Here is a 14,983-nt window from a genome sequence, read left to right on the forward strand (position 1 = left end):
AGAACATTACCGATGAAAGATCTGTCAGAAGAAAATCCGGACTTGGAAGTAAGAATATCTTCCATCATGGAAACCGGAAACGAATTGGATGAAGCCGGCAACAAGCTGGAAGCCCTCGCTGCCTATGAGCAAGCGTGGGCATTACTCCCAGAGCCAAGACTGGGATGGAAACTATTAACTGGATGGATCGCTGGCTCTTTTTATAATTTCTATTTTGACGCTGGTGATTTCAAAACTGCAAAATACTGGGCTCAAATCACACTAGATGGCAGAAGTTCGGAGCGCAATACAGCGCCATTGATAGATTTGGGCATGGTCTGCGTCGAACTTCATGAGGAAGAGAAGGCATTTCAATATTTTGACGCCGCCTATGCTTTCGGTAAGGAGCGAGCATTCAAAGAAAGACCAAAAAAGTATTTGAAATTCTATTTGGATAAAAAGAAAAAAGGTGAGTAATCTTCCCACACAAAAATCCGTCCGGATGTGGGGAGAATTACTACTCCGGATCCGATTGGGTTACTAGGGGGCTTCAACCTCTATCAATACACACCCAACCCACTCACATGGATGGACCCACTTGGGTTAAGTTGCTCGAGTGACGCAAAAAAACTTGTAACAAAGGGGACAGATTTAATTAATAGATGTGTTTAGTAAAAATAAATCTGCCCCCTTTACTTCAAGTCACTTCACTTCATCTTTACTTGCTTAAATCTGTCCCACCTCGCCCTTTATATACTTAAATTCTATAGAACCCACTACACATATCAAATAAGACTATAAAACTGTTATTTCTGACAGTAGCCGCACGCGCCTCACTTCTTTACATTCGTATCGAGCTATTCAATTCTCCTTCTTGAAATGGAATCTCGACATGACTACAAAATCCGAATCACAGGACGTTCCAAACGAAGTCACGGCAGCGCTGACTTTTACAAGAGGGTCGGAGAGTTTCTCCTCTCCGTCCACCGAAGTCGAAGAGAGCGCATCTAAACAACGAATCAACTTCAGAGCCACAATGAATAGGTTTTCTCCATTTCGTGTGTACTCCATCAATTTCAGTGTTCTCAAAGGACTTGAAAAAGGAACGTATGAACTTGGGGAGTCTGATGACAGGGTGACCGCTTCTTTTTCTTCCAGTGAGTACCCCAGTACTACTTATTTGGCGTGGCGCGGTAACGTCAAATTTGAAAACGCCCCGACATTGACAGACCTGGTAGGCACATTTGAATTCGAAGCGAAAAGCGAAGCGCCACAGAGACCAGAAACGGCGACGCTCAAACACGGCTTTTTTTCCTTACATGATGGCGTAACGAATAGTAGCCTAGGCTCATTAAGCGTCGACGCTTTTATCGACACGGTTCCTCCAACTGTCGAGGCAAAACAACAGGTCTTTTTTAAGTCAACGTCGATTGATATGCGCAATACACCGGATAGGTTTCTCGAAGTCGTTGCTTTCGACAAAAACAATAGCGCGTATGTTTACCTCAATATTCCAAAAGGAAAACTGGATGAAAAACGCCTTGATATCGGCGCAGAAGAGGACGGTGCGAATGCAATAGTCCATTTTCGCAAGGGCCCCTACTTTGAAAGAGGTACAACAGGTTCGATCAATATCGACTTTAATCACAGCAGCCAAACATTGATTGCCGACTTTTCGTACGCCGATGAATATGGAAACCAGTTTAAACAAGGGCACGTTCAGGTAACCGGGTTGAGTACTAAGTGAACCGGTTGCCAGTGCAGTTTGTGTTCTAGCGTCACCCCAACAAAAATGGGCACCCGACCCAGTCGGCGTGCCCATTTTTCATACCTCCCCGCCTCCCTTCGAGACGGTGCCGCGCTTACGGGTTGACGCTGTCTTTGAGCGACTTGCCCGGTTTGAACGCTACGGTGTTGCTCGCCTTGATTTTCACTGGCTCGCCGGTTTGCGGGTTCTTGCCGGTGCGGGCGCCACGGTGGCGTTGCAGGAAGGTGCCGAAACCAACCAGGGTGACGCTGTCTTTGCGATGCAAGGCGCCGGTGATTTCTTCAAGTACGGCGTTGAGGACGCGGTTGGCCTGTTCTTTGGTCAGGTCTGCTTTTTCTGCAATGGCGGCTGCGAGTTCTGGTTTACGCATAGGTGAAGCCTCTTTGACGGTTTTTTGTTGTTATGTCCGTGCTGCTCTCTGCTGGAGCAGCGCCAAGGCGCCGCAGGCTCTACTCTGCGGCAGACGGGAGTGAGGATGGCATGCCATTGGTGCCTGCGCCAGTCTCCCGGCGACCTTTCTAGGGGGAAAAAGGTGGTTATTCCGACAGAACGACCAGCATTTACGCCAGCAGTGGCGGAAGTTCCTTATTCAGGGCCAGTTTTTCCATGACTGCCGTGCCGGTAAGCGCGTAGCCCAGCAGGCGGCCGCTGGCGTCGCGGCACAAGGCCTTGATGTCCCCGCCCTGCCCTTCGACGCTCCACACGCCTTCGGTGCCCCGTGGCGGTGGCGAGACCACCAGCGGGCACGCCGGGGTTTTTACCGTGACCGGCATCGGCCCGTAGTTGACCGCCGTGGCGTTGCCCGCCAGGGTCTGGGCCAGGGCGCGGGCGCAGCTCATCAGGGGCATGACGTACAGCAGGTTCAAGCCATCGACCTCGGCGCAGTCGCCCAGGGCGTAGATATTGGCGTGGGAGGTCTTGAGGTGGCGGTCGACCATGATCCCGCGGTTGATTTGCAGGCCGGCCGCAGCCGCCAGGTCCACCCGTGGGCGCAAGCCAATAGCCGACACCACCAAGTCGCACTCAATCACAGTGCCGTCGGACAGGTGGGCTTCCAGGCCGTCAGCCGTGCGCTGCAGGCGGTTGAGCACCGGCCCCAGGTGGAAGCGCGCACCGAGGCCTTCGAGCCCGGCCTGCACCGCTGCAGCTGCTGCCGGGTGCAGCAGGGTCGGCATGACTTGCTCGCAGGGCGCCACCAGGTCGATGGTGTAGCCGCCCAGGATCAGGTCGTTGGCAAATTCACAGCCGATCAGCCCCGCGCCCAATAGCAGCACGCGGCGCTTGCCAGCGGCGGCGTGGCGGAAGCGTGCATAGTCTTCCAGGTCGTTGATCGGGAAAATCAGTTCAGCGGCATCACCCTCCACCGGTACCTGTACCGTCTGGGCCCCCCAGGCCAGGATCAGGTCGCGGTAGGGCACCGCCTCCTCGCCGATCCACAGGCGCTTGTGACCGGGGTCGATCCCGCTGATTCGGGTATGGGTGCGCACTTCGGCCTTCAGTTGCTCGGCCATCGCGCCAGGGGTTGCCATGCTCAGGCCATCGGCATCCTTGTTTTTGCCGAAACCGGTGGAGAGCATGGGCTTGGAGTAGGAACGCCCGTCATCTGCTGTGATCAGCAACAGCGGGGTTTCGCTGTCGAGCTTGCGAAACTCCCGAGCCAGGTTGTAACCAGCCAAGCCCGTACCGATGATCACGACAGGTGCGCTCATTCCATTCTCCTTGTAGTACGTTTGTAAAATTCAGCGAATCAACCGATTTCGATCATTTCAAAATCCATTTTGCCGACGCCGCAGTCCGGGCACAGCCAGTCTTCCGGGACGTCCTGCCACGGGGTGCCTGGGGCGATCCCATCATCCGGCCAACCGTCTGCTTCGTTGTAGATCAGGCCGCAGACTACACATTGCCACTTCTTCATTACTTGTTTCCTCAGGGTCCAGGCTTACTGGCCGACAGTCGATAGATCCAGCATTGCCGTCCGGCTCAGGGCGTTTTGTACTGATCGGGGCGCCCAGATGCAAGCACGTTCGACCCAATGTCCCGGCGCAGCCCGGCAAAAATTCGGGTGACCATGGTAAGCTCGGCGCCTCATTAACTGCCAATAATGACTCCCCGTGCCGCATTCGATTGCCGTTCCCGATGCTTGCCAATGGCTGAACCAGAGCCTTCTGCACCCTCTGCCCGCGCCTCCTGCCCTCGACTGGCTGTTCGATGAGGGCTCACTGACCCGCCGCCTGACGCACCTGTCCAACGATGGTTTCAGCGTCACGCCACTGTTCGAAGGCTGGCAGCCCCTGCGAGACGACGAATGCGCCGCCCTCGACCTGCCAGCGGCCAGTATTGGCTGGGTACGCGAGGTGTATTTGCGCGGTCACGGCCAGGCCTGGGTGTTCGCCCGCAGCGTGGCGGCCCGTAGTGCCTTGCAGGGCGACGGCCTGCATATGGATGAGTTGGGCAGTCGCTCCCTGGGTGAGTTGCTGTTTTGTGACCAGGCGTTCACCCGCCAGGCCATCGAGGTCTGCCACTACCCACGCGCCTGGCTGCCGAAGGCGGATCAGGCCAATGGCTTATGGGCGCGACGCTCGCGCTTTGATCGCGGCGCGTTGAGTGTTCTGGTGGCGGAAGTGTTCCTGCCAAGCCTGTGGCAAGCGGTGCACCAATCTGCGGAGAATTGCTGATGTACCAGCGCCTGCTCCAATCCCTGAACCGCCTGAACCCACGGGCCTGGGACTTCGTTCAATTGACCCGGATGGACAAGCCCATCGGCATCTATCTGCTGCTGTGGCCCACCTTGTGGGCGCTGTGGATCGCCGGCAAGGGCTCGCCGTCGTTGAGCAATATCGTGATTTTTGTCTTGGGCGTGACACTGACCCGGGCGGCAGGTTGTGTGATCAATGACTGGGCTGACCGCAAGGTCGACGGCCATGTGAAGCGCACCGCGCAACGCCCGCTGGCGAGCGGCAAGATCAGTTCCAAAGAAGCCCTGGTGTTCTTTGCGGTGCTGATGGCCATCAGTTTCCTGCTGGTGCTGCTGACCAACACCGCCACCATCTGGCTGTCCCTGGGCGGCCTGGCGCTGGCTGTCAGTTATCCGTTCATGAAGCGCTACACCTATTACCCGCAGGTGGTGCTGGGCGCGGCGTTTTCCTGGGGCATGCCCATGGCGTTTACCGCCGAGACCGGCAGCCTGCCGGCCATTGCCTGGCTGCTGTATATCGCCAACTTGCTGTGGACGGTGGCGTACGACACCTATTACGCGATGACCGACCGCGATGACGATCTGAAAATCGGCGTCAAATCCACCGCGATCCTGTTTGGCGATGCCGACCGCATCATCATCCTCACCCTGCAGGGGCTGGCGCTGCTCTGCCTGCTGCTGGCGGGCTCGCGCTTCGAACTGGGTGGCTGGTTCCATCTGGGGCTAGTGGCGGCGGCAGGGTGTTTTGCCTGGGAGTTCTGGTACACCCGGGATCGGGACCGGATGAAATGCTTCAAGGCGTTTTTGCACAACCATTGGGCGGGATTGGCGATTTTTGTCGGGATTGTGGCCGACTACGCCTTCAGGTAATGCCCTGTACCTTGTAGGAGCCGGCTTGCCGGCTCCTACAGGGGAGCTCAGGGTTTGGCGATCTTCCAGGCGCCATCCATTTTGCCGTCACCGGTCGCATCGCCAGCGTTCTTGTCGGCAATGAAGGTGTACAGCGGCTTGCCTTCATAGGCCCACTGGCTGGTGTTGTCGTCACGGGTGATGACGGTCCACTTGCCCATTGGCTTATCGGTGGACTCGGCCTTCAACGGCGGCCAGTTGGTGGCGCACTTGTCATTGCAGGCAGACTTGCCATCAGCATCCTTGGCGAAGGTATAGAGCGCCATCCCCTTGTGATCCACCAACATCCCGTCTTTAGTCATGGCGGGGTCTGCCGCGACAGCCAGTGTCGGCAGCGTCAACGCCGCCGTGACCAGCAGGGCTTTCCACGAAAAAATACGCTGATTCATCAGAACCTTCCTTTTGCGGTTGTCAGGATTCGGACTCAAAGCGTAGTTCAGGACCAGGCCGATTGCGCAGGCCAGTAAAATACTGTCACACGACTGCAATAATTCCGTTATCTAATGCGGCGCAAGACAGTTAAATGACAAGAGGACTTAGCATGGTTGGCAGGAGCATTCTGATCGTTGACGACGAAGCGCCCATTCGCGAAATGATCGCCGTTGCGTTGGAAATGGCCGGCTATGACTGCCTGGAGGCAGAGAACTCCCAGCAGGCCCACGCCATTATCGTCGACCGCAAGCCGGACCTGATCCTGCTGGACTGGATGCTGCCCGGCACCTCCGGCATCGAATTGGCCCGGCGTCTCAAGCGCGATGAGCTGACCGGAGATATCCCGATCATCATGCTCACCGCCAAGGGCGAAGAGGACAACAAGATCCAGGGCCTGGAAGTGGGCGCCGATGACTACATCACCAAGCCATTTTCCCCACGGGAACTGGTCGCACGTCTGAAGGCCGTGCTGCGCCGCGCTGGCCCGACCGATGGCGAGGCACCGATTGAAGTCGGCGGCCTGCTACTGGACCCGATCAGCCACCGCGTGACCATCGACGGCAAGCCGGCCGAGATGGGCCCTACCGAATACCGCCTGTTGCAGTTCTTCATGACCCACCAGGAACGCGCCTACACCCGCGGCCAACTGCTGGACCAGGTGTGGGGCGGCAACGTGTATGTCGAGGAGCGCACCGTGGACGTGCATATCCGCCGCCTGCGCAAAGCCTTGGGCGATGCCTATGAGAATCTGGTACAAACCGTGCGCGGTACCGGTTATCGGTTTTCCACCAAAGGCTGAGCCAGCCCTATCCAGACTTAACAGCCGACAAGGACGCATGTTCAAGTGAATCAAAACTGGCATGGCACCCTGATCCGCCACATGCTCCTACTGGTCACCGGCTGCCTGTTGGTCGGCCTGATCAGCGGCTACTACGGCTGGAGCCTGGCCATCGGCCTGGGCCTCTACCTGGGCTGGACCCTCAAGCAATTGCTGCGCCTGCACGAGTGGCTGCGCCAGCACAAACCCGATGAGGCGCCACCCGACGGCTATGGCTTGTGGGGCGAGGTGTTCGACAGCATCTACCACCTGCAACGCCGCGACCAACGGGTACGCGGCCGCCTGCAAGCGGTGATCGACCGGGTCCAGGAGTCGACCGCCGCGCTCAAGGACGCGGTGATCATGCTCGACAGCGACGGCAACCTGGAATGGTGGAACCGCGCCGCCGAGACCCTGCTGGGCCTCAAGACACCCCAGGACAGCGGCCAGCCAGTGACCAACCTGGTGCGTCATCCGCGGTTCAAGGAATACTTCGAGCAGGACAACTACGAAGAAGCCCTGGAAATTCCGTCGCCCACCAACGACCGGGTGCGCATCCAGCTGTACCTCACGCGCTACGGCAACAACGAACACTTGATGCTGGTGCGCGACGTGACCCGCATCCATCAGTTGGAGCAGATGCGCAAGGATTTCGTCGCCAACGTCTCCCACGAATTGCGCACGCCCCTGACAGTGATCTGCGGCTACCTGGAGACGCTGCTGGACAACGTCGAAGAGGTCAACCCGCGCTGGAGCCGCGCCTTGCAGCAAATGCAGCAACAAGGCTCACGCATGCAGACGCTGCTCAACGACCTGTTGCTGCTGGCTAAGCTGGAAGCCACCGACTACCCCTCGGACAACCATCCCGTGGCCGTACAGAGCCTGCTGCAGACCATCAAGAACGATGCCCAGGCCCTGTCCGGCGAACGCGGCCAGCACATCACCCTGGAAGCCGACCCGTCGGTGCTGCTCAAGGGCAGCGAGGGCGAGTTGCGCAGCGCTTTCTCCAACCTGGTGTTCAACGCCGTGAAGTACACCCAGGACAAAGGCACGATCCGCATCCGCTGGTGGGCCGACCAGCAGGGTGCACACCTGAGCGTGCAGGATTCGGGGATTGGGATCGACAGCAAGCATTTGTCACGCCTGACCGAGCGTTTCTACCGCGTCGACTCCAGCCGCAACTCCAACACCGGTGGCACCGGGCTGGGGCTGGCGATCGTCAAGCACGTGCTGTTGCGCCATCGGGCCCGCCTGGAAATCAGCAGCGTACTGGGGCATGGCAGCACTTTTACCTGCCACTTTGCGCCGACCCAGGTCACCCGCTCGCTGGAAATCGCGACGAAGGAATAATCTGAGGTTATCCCCATTCCCGTGTGGGAGCAGGCAAGCCAGCTCCCACATAAGCCCTATACAGCATGCATTCGCGCCCCCACCCGGCAGCCGCCACTAGGCAAGCGCCCCTTCAGCCGCTACATTGCCTGACTTGTGCCCGCCCTTGAGGCACAGCCATCACCCCTTTTTGAATACACGGAACCCGCAAAACCCCATCATGGACCCTTCCCCTGGTATCACCCTCGCGACACTCTTCGCCGATTTCGGCATGATTCTTTTTGCACTGATCCTGGTACTGCTCAACGGTTTCTTCGTTGCGGCGGAATTTGCCATGGTCAAACTGCGCTCCACCCGGGTCGAGGCCATCGCCCACACCAACGGCTGGCGCGGGCAGATCCTGCGCACCGTACACAGCCAGCTCGACGCGTATCTGTCGGCCTGTCAGTTGGGTATCACCCTCGCCTCCCTGGGCTTGGGCTGGGTCGGTGAGCCGGCTTTTGCGCACATCCTGGAGCCGTTGCTGGGGGCCATGGGCGTCGAGTCGCCTGAAGTCATCAAGGGCGTGTCGTTCTTCGCCGCCTTCTTCGTGATTTCGTACCTGCACATCGTGGTCGGTGAGCTGGCGCCCAAGTCCTGGGCCATTCGCAAGCCCGAGCTGCTGTCGCTGTGGACCGCGGTGCCGCTGTACCTGTTCTACTGGGCGATGTACCCGGCCATCTACCTGCTCAACGCCAGCGCCAACGCGATCCTGCGCATCGCCGGCCAGGGCGAGCCCGGCCCCCATCACGAGCACCATTACAGCCGCGAAGAGCTCAAGCTGATCCTGCACTCCAGCCGTGGCCAGGACCCGAGCGACCAAGGCATGCGCGTGTTGGCCTCGGCCGTGGAAATGGGCGAACTGGAAGTGGTGGACTGGGCCAACTCCCGGGAAGACCTGGTGACCCTGGACTTCAACGCGCCGCTCAAGGAAATCCTCGCGCTGTTCCGCCGCCACAAATTCAGCCGCTACCCGGTGTACGACCCCGTGCGCGGTGAGTTTGTCGGCCTGCTGCACATCAAGGACCTACTGCTGGAACTGGCGGCCCTGGATCATATTCCCGAGTCGTTCAACCTGGCCGAGCTGACCCGCCCATTGGAGCGCGTGTCGCGGCACATGCCGCTGTCGCAGTTGCTGGAGCAGTTTCGCAAAGGCGGCGCGCACTTTGCCCTGGTTGAAGAAGCCGACGGCAATATCATCGGCTACCTGACCATGGAAGACGTGCTGGAAGTGCTGGTGGGCGATATCCAGGACGAACACCGCAAGGCCGAGCGCGGCATCCTCGCCTACCAGCCGGGCAAGCTGCTGGTACGTGGTGACACACCACTGTTCAAGATCGAGCGCCTGCTGGGCATCGACCTGGACCACATCGAGGCCGAAACCCTCGCCGGTTTGATCTACGACACCCTGAACCGGGTGCCGGAAGAGGAAGAAGTGCTGGAAGTGGAAGGCCTGCGGATCATCATCAAGAAGATGAAAGGCCCGAAAATCGTCCTGGCCAAAGTACTGATGCTCGACTAGGGCACACCCCCTGTAGGAGCGAGCTTGCTCGCGAAGGACGTTAACGATAACGCTGGGATCCTGACACCCGGCAGCGCCCTCAGGTTTTTCGCGAGCAAGCTCGCTCCTACAAAAGCCTTACCGCGTGCCCGACGCAAAGTTGGGCAACGCCTGTACCGGTTGCGTGAACTCATACGGAATCGACACCCATCCCGCCCCCGTATCGCGCTGCACCACAAAATGCAGGTGTGGCCCACTGCTGTTGCCGGTATTGCCCGACAGCGCCAACGGGCTGCCCACCGCCACGCGCTGGCCTTCCCTGACACTGACCGACCCCAGCTTGAGGTGCAAATACACACTCTGGGTGCCGTCATCGTGCAGCACCCGCACGAAGTTGCCCGACGGGTCACTGCCCCGCCCCGATTGGCTGTTCTCCGTTTTCACCACGACCCCGCCCCGCGCAGCGATGATCGGCGTGCCTTCGGGCATGGCGATGTCCATGGCGTAGCGGCTCTTGACGTCAGAGTGGCTGAACGTGCCGCCAGGGCCCTGGGTCAGGCGAAACGGCCCGCCGCGCCAGGGCAACGGGTAACGCTGCGACTGCGCTGGCCGCAGGTTACGCAGCGGCTGGGGATCAAGCACCTGGCGCTTCACCGGCACCGCACGGCGCTCCTGGAACACAAACGCTTGGGCGCCAGGGGTCTTCTGGTCGCTGAAAAACACCACGCCACGGGCATCGGTGGAACGATAGAGGGTCATGGCCAGGGTCGATGAAGCGACTGCGCACAGGCCACAAAACAACAGAAAACGCACAAGCATCGGATAAACCTGCCAAGTATGACTGACCGGCAGGCTAGCAAGGGTTCATGACACTGTTGTGTGGACCGACGCCCCTGTATAAGCCGGCTTGCCGGCATCTACAGGGATCAGGGGGTTGGGTCAGGCACCCGGCACAAAATGCTTCTGCGCTGTGCCTCGGGCGATCAGGCGGGAGATGTAGTCGAGCTTCTGCGCGTCCTGGTCGATAAAGCGGAAGGTCAGTTGCAGCCAGTCGCTGTCGGGTCGCGGTTCGTAGGCGACGATCGCGTGCAGGTAGCCGTTGAGGCGTGCGGTTTCAGCGTTCTCGCCTTGCTCCAGGTCGAGCACTGCGCTTTCCAGCACCTGGGGCAGCACGTCGCCACGACGCACCACCAACAACGCCTCCTTGATGCTCAGGCCCTTGATCACGCATTGCTGGGTGCCACTGGACAGGCGCAACTGGCCCTGGCCACGACCGCTGGCGGCCGAGGGTGCGGCGGCGGCCTGCACGGGCGGGCTGTTGAGCAGGCCTTTGCTCGGCGCGGCCACCGGGGCTGGCTTGACCGCTTCGGGCTTGCCGCCGGTCAGGGCGCTGAGGGAGTCGTTGCCAAAAGCCGAGTTCATCTTGGTCGGTGCGCTGGCCAGCAAGGCGTCGAGGCGCCCGATCTTGTTCAGGGCCTGCTTGACCTTGTTCAGCAACTGCTCGTTGGTGAACGGCTTGCTGACGTAGCCGGAGACGCCGGCCTGGATGGCCTGGACCACGTTTTCCTTGTCGCCGCGGCTGGTGACCATGACAAACGGCATGGACTTAAGCTGCGGCTGCTCACGGCACCAGGTCAACAATTCCAGGCCCGACATTTCCGGCATTTCCCAGTCGCACAGCACCATGTCGAAGGTTTCGCGCATCAGGATGGCCTGGGCCTTTTTGCCGTTTACCGCATCTTCAATCTTGATACCGGGGAAGTAGTTACGCAGGCACTTCTTCACCAGGTCGCGAATAAACGAGGCGTCATCCACCACCAATACACTGACTTTACTCATCGACCCTTCATCCTCTCAAAACCCCGGCAAGCAAAACGCTTAACTGATGGCATTTTGCCAAAAACTCGTCAGTCACGCCGGGACTTTATGGCTGCCCGCAGCGCAAAACTCATACGCCACAAACGCAAACGCCCGACCAGAGGCCGGGCGTTTATTTCTCGGGCAATCTTACTTATCGTCAGATTCGTCCGGAACATTAGGGATTTGATCGGCCGTGCCTTCAACTTCGGCTTTCATGCGCTTGAGGCCCATGTGCCGAACGTCGGTGCCGCGTACCAGGTAGATGACCAATTCCGAGATATTGCGCGCGTGGTCGCCGATCCGTTCCAGGGAGCGCAACACCCAGATGATGCTCAACACCCGCGAGATGGAGCGCGGGTCTTCCATCATGTAGGTCGCCAGCTCACGCAGGGCTGTCTTGTATTCGCGGTCGATGATCTTGTCGTACTGGGCCACCGACAACGCCAGGTCGGCGTCGAAACGGGCAAAGGCATCCAGCGCATCGCGGACCATGTTGCGCACCTGGTCGCCGATATGACGCACTTCGACATAACCGCGCGGCGCTTCGCCTTCTTCGCACAACTGGATGGCGCGACGGGCGATCTTGGTGGCTTCGTCACCGATACGCTCCAGATCGATCACCGACTTGGAAATGCTGATGATCAAACGCAGGTCGGACGCCGCCGGCTGGCGACGGGCGAGGATGCGCAGGCATTCCTCGTCGATGTTGCGCTCCATCTGGTTGATCTGGTCGTCGATCTCGCGCACTTGCTGGGCAAGGCCCGAGTCGGCCTCGATCAGCGCGGTCACCGCATCATTGACTTGCTTCTCCACCAGCCCGCCCATGGCCAGGAGGTGGCTGCGCACTTCCTCAAGCTCGGCGTTGAACTGCGCGGAGATGTGGTGGGTAAGGCCTTCTTTGCTAATCATGTTGGCGTCCTTGGAGCGTCCGGTAAGGTGCGGAGAACCGCAGCGTCAGTGCAATCAGAACCACAGCTTCCTAGCCGTAGCGACCGGTGATGTAGTCTTCGGTCTGCTTCTTCGCCGGATTAGTGAACAGGGTGTCGGTGTCACCGAACTCCACCAGTTTGCCCATGTACATGAACGCGGTGTAGTCGGAAACCCGCGCCGCCTGTTGCATGTTGTGGGTCACGATGACGATGGTGAACTTGGACTTGAGCTCGTAGATCAGCTCTTCGACTTTCAGCGTCGAGATCGGGTCGAGTGCCGAGCACGGTTCGTCGAGCAGCAGCACTTCAGGTTCCACGGCGATGGTACGGGCAATCACCAGGCGCTGCTGCTGGCCGCCGGACAGGCCGAGGGCCGATTCGTGCAGGCGGTCCTTGACCTCGTCCCACAGCGCGGCGCCTTTAAGGGCCCACTCGACTGCTTCGTCGAGGATGCGCTTTTTGTTGATGCCCTGGATGCGCAGGCCGTAGACCACGTTTTCGTAGATGGTCTTGGGGAACGGGTTGGGCTTCTGGAACACCATGCCTACCCGACGACGCAGCTCGGCCACGTCTTCGCCCTTGCGGTAGATGTTGCTGCCGTAGAGGTTGATCGCGCCTTCCACACGGCAACCGTCCACCAGGTCGTTCATGCGGTTGAAGGTGCGCAGCAGCGTGGACTTGCCGCAGCCCGACGGGCCGATAAAGGCGGTCACGCGCTGCTTGGGGATGTTCATGCTGACGTCGAACAACGCCTGCTTCTCACCGTAGTACAGGCTCAGGCCCGGGACTTCGATGGCTACGGTTTCTTCGGCCAGGCTCAGGCTTTGCTTGTCGCGACCCAGGGCTGACATGTTGATGCCGTGGGAATGGGTTTCATGTTGCATGGGATGCTCCCTGTGCTACCAATTCGTTTCGTTGAACCGCCGGGGCGGCTTACTCAAATTCTGTGTCTGTGGGAGCTGGCTTGCCTGCGATGGCATCACTGCGGTCTTACTGATACACCGCGTCGTCTGCATCGCAGGCAAGCCAGCTCCCACATTGGACCGTGTCAGCTATCCAGCGCCTTGTATTTCTCGCGCAGGTGGTTACGAATCCATACCGCCGACAGGTTCAGCGTGGCGATCACCAGCACCAGCAGGAACGCGGTGGCGTACACCAGCGGACGTGCCGCCTCGACGTTGGGGCTCTGGAAGCCAACGTCGTAGATATGGAAGCCCAGGTGCATGATCTTCTGGTCCAGGTGCAGGTACGGGTAGTTGCCGTCCAGCGGCAGCGACGGTGCCAGCTTCACCACACCCACCAGCATCAGCGGTGCCACTTCACCGGCGGCGCGGGCCACGGCCAGGATCATGCCGGTCATCATCGCCGGGCTGGCCATGGGCAGGACGATTTTCCACAGCGTTTCCGCCTTGGTCGCGCCCAGTGCCAGGGAGCCTTCACGTACGGTACGCGGGATACGAGCCAGGCCTTCTTCGGTGGCCACGATCACCACCGGCACCGCCAGCAGCGCCAGGGTCAGCGAGGCCCACAACAGGCCCGGCGTACCGAAGGTCGGCGCCGGCAGGGCTTCGGGGAAGAACAACCGGTCCACCGAACCACCCAGCACGTAGACGAAGAAGCCCAGGCCGAACACACCGTAGACAATCGCCGGGACACCCGCCAGGTTGTTCACCGCGATGCGGATGATGCGGGTCAAGGTGTTCTGCTTGGCGTATTCACGCAGGTAGACCGCCGCCAGTACGCCGAACGGGGTCACGATCATCGCCATGATCAGGGTCATCATCACGGTGCCGAAGATCGCCGGGAAAATCCCGCCTTCGGTGTTGGCTTCACGCGGGTCATCGCTGAGGAATTCCCAGACCTTGCTGACATAGAAGCCCATCTTGGTCAGGGTGCCCATGGCGTTCGGCTGGTAGGCGTGCACCACGTGGCCGATGTTGATTTCAAGCTCTTTGCCGTTGGCATCGCGGGCCGTGAGGCTGTCGCGGTTGAACTGGGCGTGCAGGTCGGTCAGGCGTGCCTCGATGGCCTGGTAACGCGCATTCAGCTCGGCGCGGTCAGCATCCATGTCGGCCTGGGCGGCGGCGTCGAGCTTGCCGCTGAGCTCCAGTTTGCGACCGTGCAGGCGGATACGCTCAAGACCTGCGTTGATCGCGCCAATATCGCTCTTCTCAAGGGTCTTGAGATCGGCGGCCAGCTTGTTCACCCGCTCAACCCGCGCCTGCAGCTCTGGCCACGCAGCCTCGCCTTCGGCGACGACTTTGCCATCCTGCTTGACGTTGACCAGGGTGCCGTAGAAGTTGCCCCACTCACGACGCTCGATGGCCATCAACTCGACAGGCGTAGTCTGGTTGGTCAGCCACTCGCCGACGATCCACGTGAAGTCGTTGCCGTTCAAGTCACGGTTGCCGACCTTGATCAGCTCGCGGGTCATGAACTCCGGACCTTCGTCCGGCACCGGCAGGCCGGCGCTTTTCAGGCGCTCGCGCGGCACTTGTTCTTTCTGTACCACTTCGCCGATGACGATGTGGTTGGCCTGGCCCGGCACGTTGTAGTTGGCCTGGATCAGGTCAGCTGGCCAGAAGTGACCCAAGCCGCGCACGGCAATCACAGCCAGCAAACCAATGGTCATGATGACCGCGATGGCCACCGCACCACCGCTGATCCAGACGCCTGGGGCGCCGCTCTTGAACCATCCATTCAGGGAGTTCTGTTTCACAGACTT

At 59.7% G+C, this 14,983-nt stretch carries 17 protein-coding genes; 8 read left to right on the top strand and 9 right to left on the bottom strand.

Going from position 1 to position 14,983, the window contains the following annotated elements:
- The first annotated feature begins 12 nt into the window (after positions 1-12).
- The 3 genes from C5F71_RS12220 (at position 13) to C5F71_RS12230 (ending at position 1,726) form a co-directional block, all read left to right on the top strand.
- Positions 13-456, top strand: coding sequence for a hypothetical protein (locus C5F71_RS12220; protein ID WP_090292477.1), 444 nt, complete (start codon positions 13-15; stop codon positions 454-456).
- Positions 457-483: 27 nt separating this feature from the next.
- Positions 484-651 carry an RHS repeat-associated core domain-containing protein gene (locus C5F71_RS29680; protein WP_218274774.1) on the top strand — a complete coding sequence of 56 codons (168 nt, stop codon included), beginning with the start codon at positions 484-486 and terminating at the stop codon, positions 649-651.
- A 220-nt stretch (positions 652-871) separates the two neighbouring features.
- Positions 872-1,726, top strand: a complete 855-nt coding sequence (locus C5F71_RS12230; protein ID WP_104911208.1) for a hypothetical protein — start codon at positions 872-874, stop codon at positions 1,724-1,726.
- A gap of 115 nt (positions 1,727-1,841) precedes the next feature.
- On the opposite strand, the gene C5F71_RS12235 is transcribed toward C5F71_RS12230, so the two are convergent.
- The 3 genes from C5F71_RS12235 to C5F71_RS12245 all read right to left on the bottom strand — a co-directional run bounded on the left by C5F71_RS12235 (position 1,842) and on the right by C5F71_RS12245 (position 3,662).
- Positions 1,842-2,117 (bottom strand): HU family DNA-binding protein, encoded by a 276-nt coding sequence (locus C5F71_RS12235; protein ID WP_003213368.1) that lies wholly within the window; start codon positions 2,115-2,117, stop codon positions 1,842-1,844.
- Positions 2,118-2,307: 190 nt separating this feature from the next.
- The gene (locus C5F71_RS12240) at positions 2,308-3,456 is read right to left on the bottom strand and encodes an NAD(P)/FAD-dependent oxidoreductase (protein ID WP_104911209.1); all 1,149 of its coding nucleotides are present in this window, start codon (positions 3,454-3,456) and stop codon (positions 2,308-2,310) included.
- Positions 3,457-3,494: 38 nt separating this feature from the next.
- Positions 3,495-3,662 carry a rubredoxin gene (locus tag C5F71_RS12245; protein WP_029289917.1) on the bottom strand — a complete coding sequence of 56 codons (168 nt, stop codon included), beginning with the start codon at positions 3,660-3,662 and terminating at the stop codon, positions 3,495-3,497.
- A 196-nt stretch (positions 3,663-3,858) separates the two neighbouring features.
- Between C5F71_RS12245 and C5F71_RS12250 the strand changes: the two genes are divergently transcribed.
- Both C5F71_RS12250 and ubiA read left to right on the top strand, forming a co-directional pair.
- A complete protein-coding gene (locus tag C5F71_RS12250; RefSeq protein WP_092232182.1) occupies positions 3,859-4,422 on the top strand; it encodes a chorismate lyase in 564 nt (187 codons plus the stop codon).
- On the top strand, positions 4,422-5,312 hold the full coding sequence (gene ubiA / locus C5F71_RS12255; protein ID WP_029289922.1) for a 4-hydroxybenzoate octaprenyltransferase: 891 nt from the start codon (positions 4,422-4,424) through the stop codon (positions 5,310-5,312). Before C5F71_RS12250 ends, ubiA begins: the two co-directional genes overlap by 1 nt.
- 47 nt (positions 5,313-5,359) lie before the next feature.
- Here the strand turns inward: ubiA and C5F71_RS12260 are convergent, their stop codons facing one another.
- On the bottom strand, positions 5,360-5,740 hold the full coding sequence (locus tag C5F71_RS12260) for a hypothetical protein (RefSeq protein ID WP_104911210.1): 381 nt from the start codon (positions 5,738-5,740) through the stop codon (positions 5,360-5,362).
- A 152-nt stretch (positions 5,741-5,892) separates the two neighbouring features.
- Between C5F71_RS12260 and phoB the strand changes: the two genes are divergently transcribed.
- The 3 genes from phoB to C5F71_RS12275 all read left to right on the top strand — a co-directional run bounded on the left by phoB (position 5,893) and on the right by C5F71_RS12275 (position 9,490).
- Entirely contained in the window at positions 5,893-6,582 is a 690-nt protein-coding gene (gene phoB / locus C5F71_RS12265) for a phosphate regulon transcriptional regulator PhoB (protein WP_003176964.1), read from the top strand.
- An 81-nt stretch (positions 6,583-6,663) separates the two neighbouring features.
- Positions 6,664-7,950, top strand: coding sequence for a phosphate regulon sensor histidine kinase PhoR (gene phoR, locus C5F71_RS12270; protein WP_256588158.1), 1,287 nt, complete (start codon positions 6,664-6,666; stop codon positions 7,948-7,950).
- Between the two features lie 199 nt (positions 7,951-8,149).
- The gene (locus tag C5F71_RS12275) at positions 8,150-9,490 is read left to right on the top strand and encodes a hemolysin family protein (RefSeq protein ID WP_029289929.1); all 1,341 of its coding nucleotides are present in this window, start codon (positions 8,150-8,152) and stop codon (positions 9,488-9,490) included.
- A gap of 117 nt (positions 9,491-9,607) precedes the next feature.
- Here the strand turns inward: C5F71_RS12275 and C5F71_RS12280 are convergent, their stop codons facing one another.
- The 5 genes from C5F71_RS12280 to pstA form a co-directional block, all read right to left on the bottom strand.
- Positions 9,608-10,288, bottom strand: coding sequence for a M23 family metallopeptidase (locus C5F71_RS12280; RefSeq protein WP_070996697.1), 681 nt, complete (start codon positions 10,286-10,288; stop codon positions 9,608-9,610).
- A 120-nt stretch (positions 10,289-10,408) separates the two neighbouring features.
- A complete protein-coding gene (locus C5F71_RS12285) occupies positions 10,409-11,308 on the bottom strand; it encodes a response regulator (protein WP_070996696.1) in 900 nt (299 codons plus the stop codon).
- Between the two features lie 168 nt (positions 11,309-11,476).
- Positions 11,477-12,238: a phosphate signaling complex protein PhoU gene (gene phoU, locus C5F71_RS12290; protein ID WP_029289933.1), complete on the bottom strand. Its 762-nt coding sequence runs from the start codon at positions 12,236-12,238 to the stop codon at positions 11,477-11,479.
- A gap of 70 nt (positions 12,239-12,308) precedes the next feature.
- Positions 12,309-13,142, bottom strand: coding sequence for a phosphate ABC transporter ATP-binding protein PstB (gene pstB, locus C5F71_RS12295; protein WP_029289934.1), 834 nt, complete (start codon positions 13,140-13,142; stop codon positions 12,309-12,311).
- Positions 13,143-13,306: 164 nt separating this feature from the next.
- Positions 13,307-14,977, bottom strand: coding sequence for a phosphate ABC transporter permease PstA (pstA, locus tag C5F71_RS12300; protein WP_029289935.1), 1,671 nt, complete (start codon positions 14,975-14,977; stop codon positions 13,307-13,309).
- Positions 14,978-14,983 lie beyond the last annotated feature (6 nt).

This window comes from Pseudomonas sp. LG1D9 (assembly GCF_002949995.1).
GTDB classification, from domain to species: Bacteria; Pseudomonadota; Gammaproteobacteria; order Pseudomonadales; family Pseudomonadaceae; genus Aquipseudomonas; species Aquipseudomonas proteolytica.